The sequence below is a fragment of the Chryseobacterium paludis genome, assembly GCF_025403485.1.
GTDB lineage: Bacteria > Bacteroidota > Bacteroidia > Flavobacteriales > Weeksellaceae > Chryseobacterium > Chryseobacterium paludis.
In genome coordinates this window covers 1,514,915-1,537,510 of record NZ_CP099966.1, presented here as the reverse complement: position 1 = coordinate 1,537,510, position 22,596 = coordinate 1,514,915, and the positions used below count along the sequence as shown (strand labels likewise).

At 34.0% G+C, this 22,596-nt stretch carries 20 protein-coding genes; 7 read left to right on the top strand and 13 right to left on the bottom strand.

The genetic code is table 11. From position 1 onward, the window contains the following. Positions 1 to 42 precede the first annotated feature (42 nt). Positions 43 to 984, bottom strand: coding sequence for a ketopantoate reductase family protein (locus tag NG806_RS06725; RefSeq protein WP_261512442.1), 942 nt, complete (start codon positions 982 to 984; stop codon positions 43 to 45). Positions 985 to 1,141: 157 nt separating this feature from the next. Between NG806_RS06725 and NG806_RS06720 the strand changes: the two genes are divergently transcribed. After that, positions 1,142 to 1,804, top strand: coding sequence for a GNAT family N-acetyltransferase (locus NG806_RS06720; protein WP_261512441.1), 663 nt, complete (start codon positions 1,142 to 1,144; stop codon positions 1,802 to 1,804). Between the two features lie 59 nt (positions 1,805 to 1,863). Continuing rightward, a complete protein-coding gene (locus NG806_RS06715; protein ID WP_261512439.1) occupies positions 1,864 to 2,661 on the top strand; it encodes a class I SAM-dependent methyltransferase in 798 nt (265 codons plus the stop codon). A 49-nt stretch (positions 2,662 to 2,710) separates the two neighbouring features. Here the strand turns inward: NG806_RS06715 and NG806_RS06710 are convergent, their stop codons facing one another. From NG806_RS06710 to NG806_RS06700, 3 genes are all read right to left on the bottom strand, one after another. After that, positions 2,711 to 2,947 (bottom strand): YtxH domain-containing protein, encoded by a 237-nt coding sequence (locus NG806_RS06710; RefSeq protein ID WP_214824208.1) that lies wholly within the window; start codon positions 2,945 to 2,947, stop codon positions 2,711 to 2,713. Positions 2,948 to 3,043: 96 nt separating this feature from the next. Further along, positions 3,044 to 3,886: an isoaspartyl peptidase/L-asparaginase gene (locus tag NG806_RS06705; RefSeq protein WP_214824211.1), complete on the bottom strand. Its 843-nt coding sequence runs from the start codon at positions 3,884 to 3,886 to the stop codon at positions 3,044 to 3,046. A 105-nt stretch (positions 3,887 to 3,991) separates the two neighbouring features. Then, a complete protein-coding gene (locus NG806_RS06700) occupies positions 3,992 to 4,879 on the bottom strand; it encodes a cyanophycinase (RefSeq protein WP_214826164.1) in 888 nt (295 codons plus the stop codon). A gap of 202 nt (positions 4,880 to 5,081) precedes the next feature. Here NG806_RS06700 and cphA point away from each other — a divergent pair, with 202 nt between their 5' ends. Then, on the top strand, positions 5,082 to 7,709 hold the full coding sequence (cphA, locus tag NG806_RS06695) for a cyanophycin synthetase (protein WP_214824215.1): 2,628 nt from the start codon (positions 5,082 to 5,084) through the stop codon (positions 7,707 to 7,709). Between the two features lie 45 nt (positions 7,710 to 7,754). Here the strand turns inward: cphA and NG806_RS06690 are convergent, their stop codons facing one another. The 9 genes from NG806_RS06690 to NG806_RS06650 all read right to left on the bottom strand — a co-directional run bounded on the left by NG806_RS06690 (position 7,755) and on the right by NG806_RS06650 (position 17,155). Further along, positions 7,755 to 8,213, bottom strand: a complete 459-nt coding sequence (locus NG806_RS06690; protein ID WP_214824219.1) for a hypothetical protein — start codon at positions 8,211 to 8,213, stop codon at positions 7,755 to 7,757. Positions 8,214 to 8,235: 22 nt separating this feature from the next. Beyond that, positions 8,236 to 9,420 carry a hypothetical protein gene (locus NG806_RS06685; RefSeq protein ID WP_261512438.1) on the bottom strand — a complete coding sequence of 395 codons (1,185 nt, stop codon included), beginning with the start codon at positions 9,418 to 9,420 and terminating at the stop codon, positions 8,236 to 8,238. A 73-nt stretch (positions 9,421 to 9,493) separates the two neighbouring features. Beyond that, on the bottom strand, positions 9,494 to 10,327 hold the full coding sequence (locus NG806_RS06680; RefSeq protein WP_261512437.1) for a type 1 glutamine amidotransferase: 834 nt from the start codon (positions 10,325 to 10,327) through the stop codon (positions 9,494 to 9,496). Between the two features lie 31 nt (positions 10,328 to 10,358). Next, positions 10,359 to 11,477: a carboxylate-amine ligase gene (locus NG806_RS06675; RefSeq protein WP_214824227.1), complete on the bottom strand. Its 1,119-nt coding sequence runs from the start codon at positions 11,475 to 11,477 to the stop codon at positions 10,359 to 10,361. Between the two features lie 33 nt (positions 11,478 to 11,510). Continuing rightward, a complete protein-coding gene (locus NG806_RS06670) occupies positions 11,511 to 12,464 on the bottom strand; it encodes an ATP-grasp domain-containing protein (protein WP_261512436.1) in 954 nt (317 codons plus the stop codon). 50 nt (positions 12,465 to 12,514) lie between these two features. Continuing rightward, entirely contained in the window at positions 12,515 to 13,228 is a 714-nt protein-coding gene (locus NG806_RS06665) for an alpha/beta hydrolase-fold protein (RefSeq protein WP_214824234.1), read from the bottom strand. Positions 13,229 to 13,260: 32 nt separating this feature from the next. After that, positions 13,261 to 14,472 (bottom strand): ATP-grasp domain-containing protein, encoded by a 1,212-nt coding sequence (locus NG806_RS06660; protein ID WP_261512434.1) that lies wholly within the window; start codon positions 14,470 to 14,472, stop codon positions 13,261 to 13,263. A 140-nt stretch (positions 14,473 to 14,612) separates the two neighbouring features. Then, complete coding sequence (locus NG806_RS06655) at positions 14,613 to 16,028, bottom strand: leucyl aminopeptidase family protein (protein ID WP_261512433.1); 1,416 nt, start codon at positions 16,026 to 16,028, stop codon at positions 14,613 to 14,615. Between the two features lie 5 nt (positions 16,029 to 16,033). Further along, entirely contained in the window at positions 16,034 to 17,155 is a 1,122-nt protein-coding gene (locus NG806_RS06650; protein ID WP_261512432.1) for an alpha/beta hydrolase-fold protein, read from the bottom strand. Positions 17,156 to 17,369: 214 nt separating this feature from the next. Between NG806_RS06650 and glgB the strand changes: the two genes are divergently transcribed. The 4 genes from glgB to NG806_RS06630 are packed head-to-tail and all read left to right on the top strand — an operon-like array spanning position 17,370 to position 22,543. Continuing rightward, positions 17,370 to 19,319, top strand: coding sequence for a 1,4-alpha-glucan branching protein GlgB (gene glgB, locus NG806_RS06645; protein ID WP_261512431.1), 1,950 nt, complete (start codon positions 17,370 to 17,372; stop codon positions 19,317 to 19,319). A 1-nt stretch (position 19,320) separates the two neighbouring features. Next, positions 19,321 to 20,727, top strand: a complete 1,407-nt coding sequence (locus NG806_RS06640) for a glycogen synthase (RefSeq protein WP_261512430.1) — start codon at positions 19,321 to 19,323, stop codon at positions 20,725 to 20,727. 37 nt (positions 20,728 to 20,764) lie between these two features. After that, positions 20,765 to 21,259, top strand: a complete 495-nt coding sequence (locus NG806_RS06635; protein WP_261512429.1) for an FEKKY domain-containing protein — start codon at positions 20,765 to 20,767, stop codon at positions 21,257 to 21,259. Positions 21,260 to 21,274: 15 nt separating this feature from the next. Then, positions 21,275 to 22,543: a glucose-1-phosphate adenylyltransferase gene (locus NG806_RS06630; protein ID WP_214824250.1), complete on the top strand. Its 1,269-nt coding sequence runs from the start codon at positions 21,275 to 21,277 to the stop codon at positions 22,541 to 22,543. The last annotated feature ends 53 nt before the right edge of the window (positions 22,544 to 22,596 follow it).

Sequence of the window (22,596 nt, the reverse complement as noted above, 5' to 3'; positions counted from 1 at the left end):
TAGAAAAAAGAGTCTTCTTAATAGCATAAGAAGACTCTTTTTTTATTTTCCTTTCACTTTTATTTCATCATATATTTTCTGAGTAAATGGAACTTTTATTCCCAACTCATTTCCATATCTGATAATAGCACCGGCAAATAATTCCAGCTCACTATTTTCTTTCCCGGAATTAATATCCAATTGTAGAGAAGTTGGAGTTTCAGGGGGAAATGTAGAGGCTTTTTCGAAAGTCTTGTCAATGATATTTTCTTCGAGAGAAATTCCCTTTTGATGAGCAATTAGTTCTATTTCTTTCATTATTTCCGTTGCTTCATTTTTTTGTACAGGATCTGTGCAAACCATGCCTATAGATGAATTGTGCTTGGCCGTCACCAATCCAAAACTTGCTATAAAAATAAATTTTGTCCAGATATCGACTAATGGATTGTCTTTAAAATCAAAATCAATTCGACTTTCTTTCATTACATCGATCACCCAATTAATATCTTTAGAAGGGTTTTCTGGATCTTTGCCGAAGATCATTTTTCCTGTTTTTCCTTTATGTTCTACAACGCCTTTTTCTTTGATATGAGAAGCTACATAAATACATGAAGGTAAAATAACATGATCAGGAATGATTTTTCTTATTCTGTCATAGATATCTGCACCATTCATCATAGGTAACAGGATTGTGTCTTCATTGATGACTTCTTTTAATTCGGTGCAAACCCTTTCTAGATCATACTCTTTAACACAAATCAAAACAAGATCAGGCTGACCTACATCACTAATGTTTTCATAAACCGCATTAGGATGTGTTTTATCGTTACGATGTTCAGCAGAAATAAGTGTTAATCCCTGTTCTTTTACTTTTTGGTAGGTTTCACCTCTTGCAATAAATGATATGATATATTGATGAAAAGTTTCATTGTTTTGACTGATCTTAAAACCAAAATAACCACCTACACCACCAAGACCTATTACTACGATATGCTTCTTATTCATGAAATTATTTTTATTTATTTTAAAACTTGTTTTTTTAGTATTACACTATGTTAAAGATGGTGATTTATTTTTATATTCGAAATGTATTTAAAGCATAATTATTGAGAAAAACGATCACTCAAAACAATATTTATATCAGAATTTTATTCACCTTATTATGAAAAACAATGCTTCTATTGACATTATAGAAAAATGGCTGCAAGGGTGGTCATTATCCAGACAACTTCCTCAGCCTGTCAAGTACAAATCTGGATTTACAGTAGATGTTAACACTCCTATGCAGAAAAAGCGATATGTATTTTCTGAGCCCAATGATGACTTTCTCCAATTGGCAGAATTAGTTGATGAGCCTTGGGTTTTCCTGAAAGTATCTTCAGCTTTCGAAACATTTAAAGATAAAATACCTTCCAAATGGCAAATGCAGGGCGATCAATATATGATGTCATGTTTTCATCCAATGACTGTTTTACATTATGATCTTCCCGCAGACTATCGACTTGAATATGATCAGTATAATTCCACCTACGTGATTAAGATTATTACTAAAGATGGGGGAGAACAAGCAGCAATAGGCAGGGTAGCTATTGTTGATGATTTGGCTGTTTATGATCAGATCATTACTGATCAAAACCATAGAAGAAAGGGTCTTGCTTCTTTTTTAATGAAAGAATTAGAGAAAATTGCACTATCAAAAGGAGCATATAATAACTTTTTGGTGGCAACAGTGGAAGGTAAATCTTTGTACGAATCTTTAGGCTGGGAACTATATAGCCTATATACTTCAATTGTTATTCCTTCCCAAGAGTATCAGGATGAATAATTACTGAATTATGAGTAATATTGTATTAAGCAAAAATTAATACCACTCACTAATTAATCATGGAAAATTACTTAGAAATAAACAAAAACTCATGGAATGCTAAAGTAGAACCTCATCTGAAATCAGATTTTTATTTTGTTGACGAATTTTTAAAAGGAAGAAGTTCTCTTAATTCTATCGAATTAGATCTTTTAAGAGATGTTAAAGGAAAAAGTATTCTACATCTGCAGTGTCATTTTGGCCAGGATTCCATATCTCTTTCCAGATTAGGCGCAAAGGTTATTGGAATAGATCTATCTGATAAGGCTATTAATACAGCCAAAGATCTGGCTAAGCAATCTGGAACAGATACCGAATTTATATGCTCAGATGTTTATGATCTTCCTAATGTTTTAGATGAAAAATTTGATATTGTATTTACCAGCTATGGAACGATAGGGTGGCTTCCAGATTTAGATAAGTGGGCTCACGTAGTCAGTCACTTTTTGAAGCCGAATGGGAAATTTGTAATGGTAGAATTTCATCCTGTAGTCTGGATGTTTGATGATGATTTCAAAGAAGTAACCTATAATTACTTTAATGAAAAACCCATTATTGAAACTTATGAAGGGACTTATGCTGATCCTTCAGCATCTATCGTTCAGGAGTATGTAATGTGGAATCATTCATTGGCTGAAGTTATGCAGAATTTAATTAAAAATAAATTGGAGATAAACGATTTCAGAGAATTTGATTGGTCACCTTATCCGTGTTTTAAACATGTTGAAGAATTTGAAAAAGGAAAGTGGCGGATATCAAAGTTTGGAAATAAAATTCCAATCGTATTTGCTTTAATGGCACAAAAAAAGTCATCGTAATATACTACTACGATGACTTTTCTATATATGAATGTTAAAAAAACTTGTCTTAACTTAAAGAATCCTCAGCTTTTGTTTTCGCTTCGTCCACTTTATTCTGAACTTGAGAAGCTACATCACTTGCTTTAGTTTTAATATCATTTCCCCACTTGTTAAGGTTGTCCTTAGCAGTGTTGATTTTATCTTTTACAGCTTGTTGTTCTTCTGGAGTTGATTTTTTATATTTCCAGTAAGCTAAAGCACCTAAACCTAATAAAGCTAATAATCCGTTTGTCTTATTTCCCATGATTTCTATTTTTTTTAATTAATATTAAAATTTGTTGCTTAGTATCATGTAAATTGCGTGCCAAAAAACTGAAAGTAATGATAAAATAATGTTAAATTAATTGAAGATTTCAAAATTTTGACCATCATAACTTGCGAAGACCATGGTAGGATAAGAATCTTGGTGATAGATATTTCCATTTTTATCAATAGCAATCGCACCTGCAAATCCGTCAATCGTTTTTAATTCTTCAAAAGTTTTCTGAAAGGCATTTTCTAAAGTCATTCCATCTGTAACCCTTGTTACAATTTTTGTTGCCGTAGCATTGCTTACGATATCTTCTCCAACACCTGTACAACTTACAGCGCATACTGAATTGGCATAATTGCCGGCAACAGTTGCTGAATCGGAAATTCTTCCTGGAATTTCAAAACCCTTTCCTCCTGTTGAGGTGGCAACAGCCAGTTTACCATTCTGATCGATCGCAACACAGCCAACAGTTCCTTTTCCTCCATTATTAAGTTTAGCTTCGTATTCTTTTCTCCTTTGGGGAATTTCTGTTGAAAAATTTTCAAAACCGTGCTCTGAAGCATATTTTTTAGCACCTCTTCCTCCTAATACACGATCATCTTCTTTCATTAAATCTTTAGCCACAAAAATAGGATTCTTTACATCCTGAATATTGATGACACCACTTAATTTCTGAGTTTCACCATCCATGATAGCAGCGCTCATACGGATTATCCCATCACTTTGAATCTGAGAGCCTATTCCGGCATTAAAAAGTTCATCGTCTTCTAAAAGAGAAACGGCATAAGCCACAGTATCAAAGGCAGAATGAGTCTGTAAAAACTCAAAAGCCTTTTGGGCTATATTTTTTAATGAATTTTGTTTGGCAACTTTTACTTCATGGCTTTGATCGCTTTCAGAGAAAAATCCACCATGGATAATTATTTTCATATATATTTTGTTGATAAGGAATATTTATACTGGATTAAGTCAACAACAATGATGCTTACAAATTTAATTAAACTTGTAAAATCTCTGTTTTCTACTTTTTACTAATTATTTGTCTTGTGGAATTGGATTAAACTGTGAATTCTCTATAGTCAGGGTCTTTGTAGTAAGATCATAATGATCATTCATCGACATTACATGTACTGTTAAGTTATCGATAGAGATCGGTTCTCCCAAATTGATATTGGTAAGGTTGGTGTCTTTGATAAATCTACCATCTACGATAATAACAAGCCCAGAACCTACCGCCGTCATTACATCATTATGTATGAAAAGGCCTGTATCTTCTCCCAAACCAATTCCCAATGTTCTTGGATTATTGACAACAGCCTGAAAAAGTCTTCCGATTCTTCCTCTTTGTACAAAGTGGGTATCAATAATTACATTATCAATAAGTCCTAAACCTTGTGTCGTTTTTATTTCTCCTTTTAATAAAGCTTCAGAACTACTTCCTTGGTAAATCATGTTTTCAGAAGCTGCAGCAGCTCCCGCAGAAGTTCCGGAATAAATGAAATCCTGTTCCTGATATTTTAATAAAATAGTATCGTGGAATCTTGTTCCACCAAGAATAGAGGTAAGCCTAAGCTGGTCTCCACCCGTAAACATAACAACATCAGCTGCATTAGCTCTCGCTACCATAGCATCAGAATTGGCTTCTTCACGGTTGTGGATATCAAGAATGTTAACATTTTTTGCACCTAAAAACTCAAAAGCCTTCTTATATTCGGTTCCTACAATTTGTGGGATTTGTGAAGCAGTAGTCACTACTTCTATAATAGAGTTTTCTTTTAGCTTAGATTCATTAATGATCTTTCTTAAAATACCTCTTTCAAAAAAATTAAGGTTCTTTTCTATATTCTGATCATAATCGGTTTCTGCAAAACTTCCTTTATTTACAGCGCCTCCGATAACAATTAATTTTCCAACGGGTTTCATCATAGTATGCAAATTTAAAAAATTATTAATATTTGACGAAATATCAAATACATATAAATTGATTTTTAGGTTTTTAAGATTGTTAATGATAACTAATTTTTTTTTAAGAAATCTTTAAATGGCCTATGGTTTTGTTTATGCTTTTACATTATCTTTGATTTTAGAAGATGTTATTATTAATCAAGAAAAATGCAAATTGACTATGAAAATTGAGAAGATACAGGCCTTACGTGGTCCAAATATTTGGAGTATCAGAAGAAAGAAGCTGATACAGATGAGGTTGGATCTTGAAGAGATGGAGAATTTTCCTACCAATAAAATAGATGGATTCAGGGAGCGGATAGAAAAAATGATGCCGTCCTTAATTACCCATCGATGTTCGGAAGGAGTACATGGTGGTTTTTTTCATAGAGTAGAAACAGGAACCTGGATGGGACATGTAATAGAGCATATTGCTCTGGAAATCCAAACCTTAGCAGGTATGGATACAGGTTTCGGAAGAACCCGGGAAACTAAATCTCCGGGAATTTACAATGTTGTTTTTGATTATATTGAAGAGAATGCCGGGATTTATGCTGCCGAAGAAGCCGTGAAAATTGCCGAAGCTTTAATTGAAGGCAAAGAATATGATATCAACGAATGTATTCATACACTAAAAGAAATCAGGGAACGTGTTCGTTTAGGTCCATCTACAGGAAGTATTGTAGAGGAAGCCGTTTCAAGAAAGATCCCTTGGATTAGATTAGGAACTAATTCTTTAGTTCAACTGGGATATGGTGTTAATCAGCAAAGATTTCAGGCAACGATTACTGGAAAGACGAGCTCAATTGCGGTAGATATTGCATGTAATAAGGAACTGACAAAGAAAATGCTCCATGATGCAGCTATCCCGGTTCCGATTGGAGATTTGGTGATTGATGAAGAGGGTTTAGACAGGGTCATTAAAAAGATAGGGTATCCCGTTGTTCTTAAGCCTTTAGATGGAAACCATGGAAAGGGATCTTCCATTAATGTTAATGATTGGGAGAGTGCCAAAGTCGGTTTAGAACATGCTCAAAAATATTCTAAGAAGACGATTGTAGAAAAATATATCACCGGATATGATTTCAGGGTTCTTGTTATAGATAATAAAATGGTTGCTGCAGCAAGAAGGGTTCCAGCCCATGTTGTTGGTGACGGAGAATTGAATATTGAAAAGCTTATTGAAAAAGAAAATAAAGATCCTAGAAGAGGATATGGACATGAAAATGTATTAACGGAAATACAAATTGATAAAGATACTTTAGAGCTTTTGGAAAAACTCCATTATACATTGGAGACTGTTCCTCAAAAAGGAGAAATTGTATTTCTAAAATCTACAGCGAACCTTTCAACAGGGGGAACTTCGATTGATGTAACGGATATGGTACATCCCGAAAACATTACAATGGCCGAAAGAATCTCTAAAATCATTGGTTTAGATGTTTGTGGTATTGATATAATGGCCGAAAATTTAACGCAGCCTCTTAAAGAAAGTGGTGGAGCGATTATTGAGGTCAATGCTGCTCCTGGATTCAGAATGCACCTGGCACCAAGTGAGGGTCTTCCAAGAAATGTTGCAGCTCCGGTTGTAGATATGCTTTATCCTCAAGGGAAACCATTTACCATTCCTATTATTGCAGTAACTGGAACCAATGGTAAAACAACAACAACAAGATTGATCTCCCATATTGTTAAGAATAATGGTTATAGAGTAGGCTTTACTACATCTGATGGTATTTATATTCAGAACACAATGCTTACGAAAGGAGATACAACAGGTCCACTTTCAGCTGAATTTGTTTTAAAAGATCCAACTGTAGAGTTTGCAGTGTTAGAAACTGCCAGAGGTGGTATTCTGCGTTCTGGCCTAGGATTTTCCCAATGTGATATTGGAGTACTGACAAATATTAAGGAAGATCACCTGGGAATGAATGACATTCATAACTTAAAAGATCTTACTAAAGTAAAGAGAGTAGTTCTTGATAGCGTAAAGAAAAATGGTTGGAGTGTCATGAATGCTGATGATGAATATTCCATGCGAATCGTTAATGACTTAGACAGTAATATTGCAATTTTCAGTCTGGATGAAAATAATCCATACATTAAAAAATTCGCTAAAGAAGGCAAAATTACCTGTGTCTATGAGGAAGGGTTTGTAACTATAAAAAAGGGTGACTGGAAGATAAGAATTGGAAGAGCAAAAGACTTTCCAATTACTATGGAAGGGAAAGCTAAATTTATGATCGCTAATGTTTTAGCAGCGAGTTTAGCATGTTATCTATATGGTTTTGGAATAGAGGATATTTCAAATTCTCTAAGAACTTTTATTCCGAGTGCACAGCTTACACCAGGAAGATTAAATATTTTTAAGTTTAAAAACTTTAAGGTGTTGATCGACTTTGCACATAACCCTGATGGATATGAAGCAATAGAGGATTATCTTAAAAATGTTGAATCTACAAAGAAGATCGGAATTATTTCGGGAGTTGGAGATAGGAGAGATGAAGATATCAAACTATGTGGAAAGATTGCCGGAAGGATGTTTGACTATATTATTATAAGAAATGAAAAACATCTTCGCGGAAGGAAAGAAGAAGAAATTAACGGATTAATTATAGATGGAATTCATGAAGCAGGCAGAGATGTAAGCTATGAGATCATTCCCAAGGAAATTGAAGCATTAAAACATGCTATGGGAATGGCTGAAGAAGGGACGTTTATTACCGCTTTAAGCGATGTAATTTCAAATGCCATAGAATTGGTTCAGGAATATCAAGCCAAGGAATTTTTGGAAGATGATAAAATTTAATCTAATCTAATAATAAAAAAACCTCCGAAATTTCGGAGGTTTTTTTTATGCATTAAGCCAGGGCTTTCCAATTTTCTGCATTTTTATGAGATAAAAATATAAAGGAATTAATTCTAATCTAAGTGTAAAACTTATGTTTGGATTTACAAAAGGGATAATAACCATCATAATGATACAAACAGCAATACCTGTTATAGCATCAATGACAGCAGCTTTTGGAGCCCATTCCAGCTCAAACCAAAGTCCAAAAGCCACAATTCCTTTAAAAATTAAAAGAATACAAACAATAAACCCTGCAATGGTATAAGGATGGGTGGAGTCTATTCCATAAATAGACAATGAAACATTAGTTAGAAAAAAACCGGAAATTAATATTAAAGAAGCAACTGATCCACCAATTAAAAATAACCAGATGAAAATCTTAATCCAGACCGGTAACAGATCTCTTCTCCGTACGAAATTACTGTTTACATCAAACTCTTCAAAAGCTGATTCTTGCTCCATAATATATTAGTTTTAATAAATTTTATTCTTCTCCAAAGAAAACATTAGAACTTCCAATCCATATGGCATCCTTTTTATTAAAGTCAACATTCACCATAGCAGCTTTTGTCATCCTTCCAAGATTTTCTAAGAGGATAGGGCGTTCATCATTTTCCCGCCAAATATACAATAAACGTATTTCAGCTTTCGAAAATTCTCCGTTGATATCTTCAAAGATTGGTTCGTACTGAACTTTCCTTTGTAAAATATAATTTTCCTTATCTTCAATAGCATTTATAATTTCTATTGTAGGATTCAAATTCACTCCACTTCCTGCAAATGAAAATAGGGGTTTTAAAACATAATTTTCAAGATTTTCATTTTCAGGGAATTCATATAGGAAATAGCTTTTGGGTACGAATTGATGTTTTAATAAAGGTAAAAGATATTTGGAGATTTTAAAGAACCAATTTGGATGGGTGATCCATTTTACATCTACTTCTTCACGGAAATCGAATTCGGTTTTAAGGTTAGGAATATGGTCTAATTCATCGAAAATAACACGATTGTAAATTCTTTTTATTTGAACTAACTTTTCATTATCTTCATAATACAACTTTTTACCGTCCTTTTTTATTTTGGTAAGACAAACTGTTTTTATTCCCAATAGTTTCTCTGTTAAAGCAAAATCAATCGCTGTTTTTTGCTTCTCAGGAAAAATTTCAAGAAGAATTACATTTTCAGGATTTTCATCACCAACAATTAATTCTCTTAAATAATCTGCGAACTGACCAGGAGACATTGGGTTTTTAATTTCAGAAAGAAAAGGATATACTTCACAAAATGTATTTTCAAAAGTTTTTTGAAAAGCATAAAGAGATGGAAATGCCTGCAGTTCTATCAGTTGTGGCTCTATTTCGCCATTTTCATTTTTGCAAACTCCAAAATCAATGGTGAAAAAATGAGGATGATCCGTATCGTTTGGAACTTTGCAGTTTTCAGGAACAGCCTTTTGTAGTATTTCAGGAGATAAAGCCTTTATCTGATCTATAATACTTTCGCTGGCACCAATAAGCTTACTTTCAAATTCCTTCGTAAGGAAAAAAGGACTCTCCGAAATTCTAAATCCCGGTAGAACACCACTCTTTTCTGCTATGATATTTTTAAGCTGTTCATACTTTTCCAGTGAAAAATCCTGATTGAATTGTTTTCGGTATTTTGGGATCATATTCTTTTTCTTTGTGATTTTAAAAAATCGAGCAATTTTGCTCGATTTATAGTGTTGTAATTGTTTATTATTTTTAAGCCACTGCTCCTGCTGCTTTCAAAATATTCTTTTTAGCAAACTGTAAAAATGTAGGAAGAATTTGTGCTCTTGTCAAAACTATTTTATCTTCATCATCAATCCTGTCCAAGGTCTCAAGGTACTTTTCCATTCCAAAGTTTTCAATCATAGCTTCTTTGTTTTTTTCATCTTTTAGATTTTCAATCATGCTTGCAGGATCTGCTTCTGGATGAAACTGTGTTCCAAAGATCTCTTCTGAGAAACGAATAGCCATAATGGCTCTCTCTAAATTAATATGAGGGCGGAATTTCTCAATAGCCACTATTTTCATTCCTAATTCTTCAAAACGTTCGTGATCAGGCTCAATAAACTGGTAAGCTCTTGAATCTACACCATAAAAAGGATTTAAAAGATTTTTGAATAAAAATTCCTTTTCACCATCTTCTGTTTTATGAATAGGCATTACCCCAAAAGAATAGGATTTTCTAGGGCAGATGTTTCCTAAATTCCAATGAATACTTGCTATTTGAAATGAATGACAGATTAAAAACACATACTTTTTATCTTCCTTATGATTATTATGATCATATACAGAATCTAAAAAATCCGCATATTTTGTTTCCCATTCCAGCCCTTCTCTATGAGGGTTTCCTGGCCCCCCTGAAGAAATAAAAATGTCAAAATCTTCTATATTTGGAATTTCATCTTCGTGTCTTACATTGAACACCTGAATGCTTACATTTTCTTCAGAATTCTTTTTAAAGGTTTCTGAGATTTCTTTAATATTTCTAAACCCTTGATTTACATGGTTGTTATTCATGTCCAACAACGCGATTCTAATATCTTTCATACATCATATTTTTGCAAAGTTACCAAAAATATCATGAAATGGTTTCGCCGTGGGTAATACCATATTCGGTTTCAGAAATCATATAATCTACTACTTTGGTAAGGTCACCTGTTTCCTTAAAAATTTGAAGTTGTCGGTCTGCTCCGGTTCCGTTTTCTAAAATTTTCCAGGCGTATTCAACTTCCTGGCGACAACCTAGATCATCTACCACATCATCAATGAACTCAAGAAGTTCTTTCAATAAATGGGGATAAGGTACAGATTCTTCTTTACCAAAGTCGATCAAATGAGCATCGATTCCACTTTTGGAAGCCCGCCATTTATTTTCATTTAATAATAATCTTCTATAGCTTCTGAAGCTTAGGTTTTGCTGATGAAGTTTATAAATCTTTGCTACTAAACTTTGCATGATTGCTGCCAAGCAAACGGTCTCGTCAATTCTTAATGGCATGTCACATATTCTAAACTCAATAGTAGGATAGAATGGATGTACACGAAGGTCCCACCAGATCTTTTTTGCATTATCAATAGTTCCTGTTTTTACTAAAAGATCTACATAACTGTCAAATTCAGCCAATGAATTGAAGTAGCTAGGAATTCCAGTTCTTGGAAATTTTACAAAAATCTCCTGTCTGTAGGACTTAAAGCCTGTATTTCTTCCTATCCAAAAAGGTGAATTGGTGGACAATGCATAAACATGAGGAAGAAAATAACGCATTACATTTTGAATTCTTACCCCTTCTTCGCGATTGGGAATTCCAATATGAACATGCAACCCAAAAATAAGATTTTCACGTGCTACATCACCCATATCATCAACAATCTTTACGTAACGTTCTCCCTGAGTAATGGGATTGTCCGACCAGTGAGAAAAAGGATGTGTTCCTCCTCCTGATACACGAAGTCCCTGCTCATGGGCTATATTGATAAGGTGTCTTCTTAAGTTAGTAAGTTCTGTTCTTGCTTCCTGAATATTCTGACAAATGCCTGTTTCCATTTCAATCATGGATTCATGCATTTCGTGCTTTAAATTCTCACTTAAAACAGCTTTTCCACCTTCAATAATTTTAGAAACATGAGAAATTAGATCTCTGCTGTCAACATCAATAATTTGATATTCTTCTTCGATTCCTATAGTAAACTGATGCATTTCCTTGTGTTTTTTATATTCTCTCCCACTGAATTATTTTATTGAATCTTTTACAAAAGTTCCCCATGAAATGTTGGGTTTTCCAGGAACATATTCTTTAGCCTTTTCAATGGCAAATTTTGCAGCATGCTCTACAATCCAGGCGAAATTTTCTTCCCCAACAGAGTTTCTGTCTGCATCTGGTGCAGGATTACAGAAGTCGATGGCATACGGAATACCATCTTTTACAGCGAATTCTACCGTATTAAAATCATAGCCTAATGCCTCGTTCATTGTAATCGTATAATCATGAATGGTTGTTAATAGTTTTTCCAACTCTTCACCATCCGTCTGATGACTGGTAGCATATCTTAAATGAGGCTCATTTCTAGGTTCATAAGGCATAATATGAACATATTTCTTTCCTAAGCAATAAACTCTGTAATAATCATCGAAAATAATTTCTTCCTGAACCATCATAACAAGCTGTTCTGTTTCACCTAGTTTATTCCATAGATCTTCTGGATTTTCTACTCTGTAAACGTTTCTCCAGCCTCCGCCGTCGTGAGGTTTCATATAGGCAGGAAAACCTACATAATCAAAGATGTATTCCCAGTCGTGAGGGAATTTTAAATTTCTGAATGACGTTTCTGAAGTATTAGCCGGTCTTTCATGGGATGGTAATAAAACAGTTTTAGGAAGTGGAATTCCCAGTTTTGACATCAAAGCATTATTGAAAAACTTTTCATCTGCACTCCACCAGAATGGATTATTGATAACATACGTTCCATTCAATGCTGCATTTTTGAGATAAGCTCTGTAGAAAGGGACATCATGAGAAATTCTGTCTATAATAACAGCATAACCATAATCAACACCCTGTTCCAGCTTATCGATATGTACAGGTTCTGCTATAATTTCTCCACCTCCTAATTCATTGACCTTTTCAATAAATGCCCAAGGAAATGTGTTTTCCATACCGAATAGAATTCCCACCTTTTTTGCCATAATTGTTGTTTTTAGTGTTTTTATTAATAAGGGATTATTTAAAATTTATTCTAAGAGAAAAATGCGCTGATAAATGTTGGAAAGACCATTCTCCAAAGAGGCCAGTCATGATTGATCCATTTTCTTTCATCATACCAGTAATCAATTCCTTTTGATTTTAAGATTTCTGCCATCTCCACATTTTTATCTTTACAGATGTCCTGATCAGAGGTACTCAATACAATATGCATATGTTTATATTTCCAGGCTTCATCGTTTTTTATAAATTCTCTGGGACAATTATAATATACCAGATCATCAGAATATCCATCCATAAAATTTCGAATGCTGAATGCTCCTGAAAGACAGAATAGGTGTGATACAACGTCAGGGAATCTAAAGGCAAAGTTTGCAGCATGATAACCTCCAAAGCTTGCTCCCGCAATGGCAACCCTATGTGTTTTATGTAATTTCTGAATATAAGGAACGAACTCCTGAATTAGAAATTGTACATATCTTTCATAATTTTTTATTCTTTGTTGTGGAGATATGGAATCGTCATAAAAACTCCAGCTATCAATTGTCTGAACATTATAAAGCTTTACTTTTCCTTGTTCTACAAACCAATTGATACTTCCATTAAGATGAAAATCGTGATTCTGAGTATATAAACCCTGAGAAGTGGGAAACATAATAATAGGATGTCCGTAATGTCCGGTGACCTCCACTTTAATATTCATTCCCAATATATTTGAATAATAATCAGTATGTTCTATGTGTGGCATTTTAGAATAATTAATTTAAAATTGATGTATAATTAGCTCGTAGGCTTGCCTTTTGGAGGTAAAATGTTTAATAAACCTGTATTTATTTTCTCAGCAGCGGCGTCTAATCTTTCCTGTACAATATCAGCATTATCTGACTTATAAACAATTCCGACATGATAGTCTATGGGAAGGTATTTTACAATTTCTTCACATTCAAAATCACTATAATCAGGTTGTTGGGTTTTGATTAAAGCAATAATCAACCCGGCATAATGTTCTGTAGGTTTTGTAATATCATAACGCTTCGATCTTAGAAGAGCATCTTCAATTTTTGCCCATTCTCTCCAGATATTAATATTACTGGAAGCTTCTACAAGATCAGGAATATGGGCACCCCCAACTCTGGATGAAGTTTCTAAAAAATACCATTTCCCATCATCTTTACTTCGTATGAACTCTGTATGGGTCGCGCCATTAAGTAGTCCAAAATTTAAAAGTACTTTGGCATTAACTTCTTCAAGAGATTTGAACTCATCGGAATCTTTTCCAAGTGTCTTAGTCCTGAAAACACCACCTTCATGAGAAACCTGCATTGGCGGAGCCAGATATTTTGATGCAGAAGTGAATACTATTTCTTTATTAAAGGTTAAACTGTCAACATGATAAACATCACCAGGTTTAAAGCTTTCCAATAAAAAGAGATGGCGTTCTTCACCTAGAGAATCTAAAGCCTCCCAAAGCTGATCTTTAGTCGTTATTTTTTTTATTCCTGAAGCTGAAGCCTCCGAACGTGGTTTCAAAACCCACGGAGCAGGTACTTTTTCAATAAATGTGTTAATTTCATCATTATTAAAAACTGGCGTGAATTCAGGAACATTAATGTCTGAATCTTTTGCTTTCTGCCTCATGGCCAGTTTATCTCTAAAATAACGATGTGTGGTTTGCCCCATCCCTGGAATGCGGAAAGTTTCTCTGATCAATGCTGCTTTTTCTACATCATAATCATCAAGTGCTACTACCGCATCAATTTTCCTGGTTTGCATAAGATGTGAGAATCCCTGAACCAAATGCTCCAGATTCCATACAGATGGTTTTAATTCAGGCATATAGTACACCTCATCAATAGCGTGCCAAGGCCAGTTCTTTTCTTTAATGTTTTCGGATGTAATCAAGATTATTTTATTACCGAGCCGCTTCATTTCGTCCATGAAATCATAGCCCTTGTAATAGCACGAAATACATACTATAGTTTTCTCCTCCATACAGTGTTTTTGAAGTTTTAATAAATTATCAAAAATAAAAGCAAAATTTTATTGATTAATTAATATCAATAGTTGATCATTGCTGAGATTTTGAAAATCCTAAATCAATTATACAGAGAAATTTTGTAATAAACTAATTTTTAATGATAATTTTCGATTAAATCGGCCAGCAATTGCACTCCAAAGCCTGTTGATGCTTTTTCTTTAGCATATCCAACGCTTCCGAAAGCCACTCCGGCAATATCTAAATGAGCCCATTTCGAATGACCTTCAATAAATTGTTCCAGGAACTTTGCAGCAACAATACAATCACCAATAGGTTTCATGGAAATGTTTTTTAAATCCGCTACATCAGATTGGATATCATCTTTCCAAATATCCCATAAAGGGAGATTCCATAGCCTCTGGTTCGTTCTATCACCGGTTTTTATTAATGTATTTTTTAATTCTTCATTATTTGAAAATAAAGCACCACAAGTATCACCAAACATTCTTACAGAACTTCCTGTTAATGTTGCCAGATCAATAAGAAGGTCTGTTTTATAGTTTTTTGAAAGATAAGAAAGCGAATCAGCAAGAACCATTCTTCCCTCTGCATCTGTATTTAATACTTCAATTGTTTTTCCATTGTAAGCTGTAATTACGTCACTCGGAAGAAAGGCTTTTTCAGAAATTGAATTGTCGGTGATTGGTAAAATAACAACAAGATTAATAGGAAGCTGCATTTCTGAAGCATAAATTAAAGCTCCTAAAACAGCAGTGGCTCCACCCATATCAGATTTCATATAATGCATGTTCTCATGATTCTTTAAAGAGATCCCTCCAGTATCAAAGACCACACATTTTCCCACCAAGCCAATAGTTTTAGCGTTTTTTACAGTTGTTTTGTATTCTAAAATGGTAAAGGCTGCATCATAAGCACTTCCTTGATTTACTGAAAGATAGGCTCCAAGACCTAATTCTTCGCATTTTTTCCTGTTGAAAACAGTATATTTTAGCTGATGTTTTTTAGCTAAGTTTTTAAGATAAAGACTTAAAATATCTGGATTTTTAAGATTTGCAGGTTTGTTTAACCACTCCTGACAGGCCGTTTGGCCATTAGCTAATGCTATTGCTTTTTGGGTAATTACATCAAGTTTTTTCTGACTTAGATTTTCAAAATGAATCTCGAATGCCGGATTCCAGAACGGATGATTTTTATCGAAAGGATAGTTGTATGTTCCTATTAATAATCCCTTTATAAATTCTTCGAACTGTTTTTGATCAACAAAATTTCCTAACACTAACGTGGAAACAGCTTTTAAACTTTTTTTCTGGGTTTGGGAGAATTTTACGGCAACCTGCTGGACTTCAAAATTCTGAATCGATTCTTTTCCTAAGCCGATAAAATAGATTATACTTTCTTCAGTGGTATTAACAAATACTTCGTTTTTCTTTCCAGTGAAAAAAGTGGAAATATTTTTATTGAAATTTTTGCTTGTTTTTGTCCATTCTTCCTCTGTGAATAATTGAAAGACCTGGCTGTAGCTTTTATTTTTTTTGTTGATTAATTTCATAATTTTTACTGTTTAATGCTTTTTTGTTGTGGGGTTACTTCTACAGGGTTTTCTATGTTATCATAAAATAGCCATTCAATAGCCCTTGGAAATTCCTGAGACCAATAGAATTCACTATGTGTACCTTCAGGGTTGATATTGGTTTTGAATTCAAAATCAAAGAAATTTTTTTTCTCCCATTTTCTTAAATATTCTTCAAAGACATGGATTCGTTTTACCATTTTGGCTCCTTCCTGCCCACCACCATATAAATAAATTTTTGTTTTAAAAGGCACTCTGAAATTCATCATTGGGAAATTATTATTTGGTTCTACCCAAAGCGATGGTGAGAAAATTAAGAGCTTAGAATATACTTCTGGATAAAGAAATCCACTGTAGATACTGATCAAGGCGCCTAAAGAACTACCACCGATTCCTGTATTTTCCCTGTCTTTTTTAGTCCGGTACTGTTCATCAACAAATGGTTTTAAAGTATCTGTGATAAATCGGATGTATTTTTTGCCCTCAGACCCGTGGGCAACATGATCATTATCAAATATATATTCTTTTATTCTTTCTTCACTTCCATGTTCAATTGCGATGATTATCACATCACCACGGCCATATTCAGCAAGAATAGAGAGTTTTTTGTCGATTTCCCAGTTTCCATACTCACTTCCTTCATTGAAGAGATTTTGGGCATCCTGAAGATATAATACGGGATAGCTTTTATTCGAAATATAATAATCGTAAGGTAGTAGTGCCCACACTTTACGGTGTCTGTCAAGTTGTGGGATATAAAATTCTTCCGAAATGATTTCTACAATAGGGAAGAACTCATCTTTAAAAGGACCCCAGTTGAGTCTCCACTTTTCTACAGTATCTGAAACTTCACCTGATGCTTTTTTGACTTTACGATTTGGAGTAATATTTCCGTATTTATCAAGTTCCACATTCTCCCAGCCTCCTTTTGTAAACTTATATTCTATATCAGAAGGCAGGATCTCATCAGCAATATCAATAAAATAGTTGTTGGGATCCGTAAGTTCAAGTTTGTATCGACTGTCTTTTGGATTCCAATTATTAAAATTCCCTGTTACATATACAGTTCTTTCATCACTCTCATCAGTGTAAAGTTTAAACTTCATCATGTGTCTTTAAAAAATAATACGGCTAAATTTATAAAAAAACTTTAGATATATCTAGTCTGAAATTTTAGATAAAAACAAATATATAAATCAGTAAATTTTATATATTTGATAGACACGCGGATGAAATAACTTATATAACAATTATTTGAATTATAGTTAATTGTTTCTAGCTGTATTTTTCGTAGTTTCAAAGAATGTAAATTAAACACTAATGAACTCTGTTAAAACATATACACTTTTTACGGATCATGATGTTTATCTTTTTAAAGAAGGTAAACATTATAAGCTCTATGATAAATTTGGAGCGCATTCCGTAGAAAAGGACGGAGTACAGGGAGTTTATTTTTCGGTTTGGGCACCGAATTCAAAAAAAGTTTCTGTGATTGGAAATTTTAACAAGTGGAACCATAAGGAACATATTTTATATCCTCGCTGGGATGGATCGGGCATTTGGGAAGGATTTATCGAAGGGCTCACCTGGGGAACTTTATATAAGTACGCTATAGAGACAACCTATGGGGAGATTCTGGAGAAAAGTGATCCTTATGCATTAAGCTGGGAGCAAAATTTGCAGGCTGCATCATTAATATCTACAACATGGTATGAATGGCAGGATAAGGATTGGATGAGCAGCCGGTGGAAAGTGAACAGTTTAGACGCTCCAATCTCAGTATATGAGATGCATCTAGGTTCTTGGGTAAGAGAAGAAGATAATCCGGAAAAGTTTTTAAATTATCGGGACATAGCTAAAAAGCTAGTACCTTATCTCAAAGAAATGGGTTTTACTCATGTTGAATTTATGCCCATAATGGAATTTCCTTACGATCCGAGTTGGGGTTATCAGATTACGGGTTTTTATGCGGCAACATCCCGGTTTGGCTCTCCTCAGGATTTAATGTATCTGATTGATGAGCTTCATCAGAATGAGATAGGTGTTATTTTAGACTGGGTACCCTCTCATTTTCCCGGAGATGCTAACGGTTTGCATCGTTTTGACGGTTCTTTTTTATATGAACATGAAGATCCAAGGAAAGGGTTTCATCCTGACTGGAAATCTTATATTTTTAATTATGGAAGGAATGAAGTTAAGTCATTTTTAATTTCAAATGCCATGTTTTGGCTGGAAAGATATCATGCTGATGGATTGCGGGTGGATGCAGTGACTTCGATGCTTCATTTGGATTATTCCCGAAATGAAGGGGAATGGGAACCCAATAAATATGGTGGAAATGTAAATCTTGAAGCAAAATTATTTCTTCAGGAATTTAATACTGCTGTGTATAAAGAATTCGGAGATACTATTATAACCATTGCTGAAGAAAGCTCAGACTTTCCTTTACTTACAAAACCTGTACATGATGGGGGAGTTGGTTTTGGAATGAAATGGATGATGGGCTGGATGCATGATACATTGGATTATTTCAAACTAGATCCTATAAACAGAAAAAGCAATCATCATAAACTGACCTTTGCTTCTATGTATATGTATAATGAAAATTATATGATGCCTTTATCTCACGATGAAGTTGTACACGGAAAGGCGAGTCTTATTTATAAAATGCCGGGTGATGAATGGCAGAAGTTTGCTAATCTTCGTACATTGTTTGTGTATATGTATACACATCCGGGAGCAAAATTGCTTTTTATGGGTGATGAATTTGGACAAACCAGTGAATGGAATTTTAAACAGAGTTTGGATTGGCATTTACTACAATACCCTGTACACAAAGGATTGCAAACCCTGATAAAGGATCTTAATCATGTTTACAGATATGAATCTGCCTTTTATGAAAATCAATTTAATTCTAAAGGGTTTGAATGGGTAGAAGCAAATGATCAGGATAACTCTGTCTATATATATTTAAGAAAAGGAAAAAGGAGAGATGATATTTTCATGGTCGTTCTCAATCTTACGCCACGTATTTTAGATTATAAGATTGGAGTAAATGAAGGAACGCACTGGGAAGTTATTTTTAATTCTGATGATGCAAGGTATCATGGTGGAGGGATTAATCCTGAAGTTCTGAAAGAAGAATATGAAGAATGGATGAGCAGGCCAAAATCAATAACTTTAAAATTACCCCCATTAGCAGGGTTAATTTTAAAACAGAGAAAAGATAAAAAGTATAAATTACATAGAATTAAATTACATAAAAAGTAAAATGATAGTTTATCATCTTAGCACGGAATGTTATCCGATAGCAAAAGTAGGAGGTCTGGCAGATGTTGTCGGGGCTTTACCAAAATATCAGAATAAAATAAAAGGGGTTGATGCCAAAGTTGTCATGCCTTGGTATAACAAATCTTTTGTGTATGATCATGAGTTTGACATAGTTTTTGATGGTTTCATTCATCAAGGCCCGAATATGCTTCAGGTTCAGGTAATGAAGGAGAAAACTGATGTTTTAGGTTTTGAACTTTATATGGTTAAAATTCCAGGACTTTTAGATCGTGATAATCCATATGGATATCAGGATGAGAGTTTTCAGTTTCTGGCTTTTCAACATGGTGTTTTACATTGGCTGAGTGCAATGGAAATTCGTCCTGACGTTTTACATTGTCATGATTATCATACGGGACTAGTTCCTTTTATGATTGAATACTGTGCTGAATTTAAGTTTTTAAAAGGAGTGAAAACCATTGGAACGATTCATAATGGAGAATATCAGGGAATGATGAGTTGGAGTATGGCACATTATATGCCATCTTTTGATAGTTATAAATGGGGGCTTTTAGACTGGAACGGGCTGATTAATCCTCTTGCGAGTATGATTAAATGTTCAAGCGCTTTTACCACTGTTTCAGAAGGTTATCTGGAAGAGCTATTTATAAGTTTCCGGGGACTTGAAAGTTTGGTTCGTGAAGAATTCCGAAAAGCTTATGGGATTATCAATGGTATTGATACAGAGGTTTGGGATCCTGAAACAGATCCCATGTTGGATTATAATTTTAGTGTTAAAAATGCTGTTGAGCAGAAAAAGAAAAGTAAGGCAAAACTTTGTAAAGAATATGGACTGAAACCAGAGCTTCCGTTGTTTGCCTTTATAGGAAGGTTTGCAACTGAAAAGGGAGCTGATCTGTTGCCAGACGTTGTTTCGAGAAGTATAAGACAGAGCTATGGCGCTTTAAATATTATGATCCTAGGCTCTGGTAATAAGTATATCGAAGGAAAACTGCAAGAATATGAGCACTTGTACAGTAATTTTGCTCTTGATCTTGGTTATAAAGAATACCTTTCTCATAAGATATATGCCTCGGCGGACTTTTTACTAATGCCATCAAGGGTGGAACCTTGTGGGTTGAATCAAATGTATTCTATGAGATATGGAACGGTTCCGATTGTAAGATATACAGGAGGACTAAAAGATACAGTACAAGATATTTCTACGGGTGGTGCCGGATTGAATTTTGTTTATCCGGGAGTGGATGATGTAATCCATGCGATGAACAGGGGAGTAAATATATATAATCAGAAAGGTGCCATGAAGAATCTTATTACTGCGAATATGCAATTCGATTTTGCATGGGAGAAGTCAGCGGAGAAATATGTAGCATTATATAATAAATAAAATGTTTAGAGCAAGCTTTTTTCTTTTAATACTATGTATGATTTTATCTTGTAAAAAGGAAGAAACAAATAATAAATATTTTACTATTTTAGGCTATGGCCTTCCCAATATGTTAAATATCGAAGGAAGAAATGGAATAGCTGAAAAATGGAAAATTAAATATGTTGATGTAGCAGGTTGTGAGGTTGACCAAAAGCTGATGGATAGTGTTAATACTGAAAATAAAAAAACATTTGCCGAACTGGAAAATAGATATGGTAAAGACTGGAAGGTAAGGTATGATAAAAATGTTGAGGATTTTATGATCAATAAAGTAGATGTGATGGGTATCTTAATTACCAATAAATTATTTAGAAGTAAGCTTAGAGATTATAATATAGAAATTGATAATGTAGATAAAGAGGTAAAAGAATTGAATGATCAGGGTTTGTATGAAGTTGTTGTTGTTAACAATAATCTAAAATATGAGAATAAAGCGTGTTTTAGAGTGAAAGTAGATATTAAGAAAAGAACAGTAAACCTAATAAATTAAAACGCAAGATATTTTATGAATCGCAATGTTATTTCCATTGTTTTGGGAGGAGGTAGAGGGACGAGACTTTTTCCATTAACCTATTCAAGGTCAAAACCAGCTGTCCCAATTGCCGGAAAATACAGATTAGTGGATATTCCCATTTCCAATTGCTTGAATTCGGGATTGAATAAGATTTTGGTTTTAACACAGTTTAATTCCGCTTCTTTAAATTCTCATATTAAGAATTCTTTCCATTTTGATATCTTCAGCAAAGGCTTTGTAGATATTCTGGCTGCAGAACAGAATGTTGAAAATGAAAGTTGGTATCAGGGAACAGCAGATGCTGTGCGTCAGTCTATGAAGCATCTTGAAAAATATGATTATGATTATATTTTAATTCTTTCAGGGGATCAGCTTTATCAGATGGATTTCAGGCAAATGTTGGATTATCATATCGAAAAAGGAGGTGATGTTACTATTGCTACAATTCCAGTAAATGCTAAAGATGCAACAGGTTTTGGTATTTTAAAATCAGATGAAGAAGGGAATATTACTTCTTTTACTGAAAAACCGGGATTTGATATTTTAGGGGATTGGAAATCTGAAGTTTCAGAAAAGAATAAACATGAAGGAAAGGAGTATCTGGCATCAATGGGAATCTATATATTTACAAAGAGTATTCTTAAAAAGATGTTTGAAGATGGAGCAGGAGATGATTTTGGAAAAGATATCATTCCAAATTCAATCGGAAAATATACAACTCTGAGCTATCAATATGAAGGCTATTGGACAGATATAGGAACAATTGAGTCATTTTATGAAGCTAACTTGGATCTATGTCAGGATTTCCCACAATTTAATTTATTTTCTTCATCACCTATTTACACGAGGGCGAGAATGCTTCCACCATCTAAAATTAATGGTTCTTATGTAAGTAAGGCTGTTTTCGGGGATGGATGTATTATCATGGCTGATAAAATTGAAAACTCAGTAATTGGAAACAGAACAAGGATAGATAAAGGAAGCACGATTGTAAATTCTTATGTAATGGGTTCTGATTTCTATCAAAATACCACAGAAATTGTAATCAATGACCGGGAAGGCCGTCCTAATATGGGAATTGGAAAATACTGCTATATAGAGAAAGCAATTTTAGATAAAAACTGCTATATCGGAGATAATGTAAGGATAATAGGTGGGAAACATCTTCACGATGGGGATTATGAAACCCATTCCGTACAAGATGGAATTGTAGTAGTGAAGAAGGGGGCTGTTTTGCTTCCTGGGACACATATTGGATAATTTTTATAAACATACAACTAGAGTGATCAATATATTGGTCACTTTTTTTATTT

Coding starts and splice junctions, on each gene's coding strand:
- NG806_RS06725 (WP_261512442.1), bottom strand. CDS start 984: ATGAATAAGAAGCATATCGTAGTAATAGGTCTTGGTGGTGTAGGTGGT.
- NG806_RS06720 (WP_261512441.1), top strand. CDS start 1,142: ATGAAAAACAATGCTTCTATTGACATTATAGAAAAATGGCTGCAAGGG.
- NG806_RS06715 (WP_261512439.1), top strand. CDS start 1,864: ATGGAAAATTACTTAGAAATAAACAAAAACTCATGGAATGCTAAAGTA.
- NG806_RS06710 (WP_214824208.1), bottom strand. CDS start 2,947: ATGGGAAATAAGACAAACGGATTATTAGCTTTATTAGGTTTAGGTGCT.
- NG806_RS06705 (WP_214824211.1), bottom strand. CDS start 3,886: ATGAAAATAATTATCCATGGTGGATTTTTCTCTGAAAGCGATCAAAGC.
- NG806_RS06700 (WP_214826164.1), bottom strand. CDS start 4,879: ATGAAACCCGTTGGAAAATTAATTGTTATCGGAGGCGCTGTAAATAAA.
- cphA (WP_214824215.1), top strand. CDS start 5,082: ATGAAAATTGAGAAGATACAGGCCTTACGTGGTCCAAATATTTGGAGT.
- NG806_RS06690 (WP_214824219.1), bottom strand. CDS start 8,213: ATGGAGCAAGAATCAGCTTTTGAAGAGTTTGATGTAAACAGTAATTTC.
- NG806_RS06685 (WP_261512438.1), bottom strand. CDS start 9,420: ATGATCCCAAAATACCGAAAACAATTCAATCAGGATTTTTCACTGGAA.
- NG806_RS06680 (WP_261512437.1), bottom strand. CDS start 10,327: ATGAAAGATATTAGAATCGCGTTGTTGGACATGAATAACAACCATGTA.
- NG806_RS06675 (WP_214824227.1), bottom strand. CDS start 11,477: ATGCATCAGTTTACTATAGGAATCGAAGAAGAATATCAAATTATTGAT.
- NG806_RS06670 (WP_261512436.1), bottom strand. CDS start 12,464: ATGGCAAAAAAGGTGGGAATTCTATTCGGTATGGAAAACACATTTCCT.
- NG806_RS06665 (WP_214824234.1), bottom strand. CDS start 13,228: ATGCCACACATAGAACATACTGATTATTATTCAAATATATTGGGAATG.
- NG806_RS06660 (WP_261512434.1), bottom strand. CDS start 14,472: ATGGAGGAGAAAACTATAGTATGTATTTCGTGCTATTACAAGGGCTAT.
- NG806_RS06655 (WP_261512433.1), bottom strand. CDS start 16,028: ATGAAATTAATCAACAAAAAAAATAAAAGCTACAGCCAGGTCTTTCAA.
- NG806_RS06650 (WP_261512432.1), bottom strand. CDS start 17,155: ATGAAGTTTAAACTTTACACTGATGAGAGTGATGAAAGAACTGTATAT.
- glgB (WP_261512431.1), top strand. CDS start 17,370: ATGAACTCTGTTAAAACATATACACTTTTTACGGATCATGATGTTTAT.
- NG806_RS06640 (WP_261512430.1), top strand. CDS start 19,321: ATGATAGTTTATCATCTTAGCACGGAATGTTATCCGATAGCAAAAGTA.
- NG806_RS06635 (WP_261512429.1), top strand. CDS start 20,765: ATGATTTTATCTTGTAAAAAGGAAGAAACAAATAATAAATATTTTACT.
- NG806_RS06630 (WP_214824250.1), top strand. CDS start 21,275: ATGAATCGCAATGTTATTTCCATTGTTTTGGGAGGAGGTAGAGGGACG.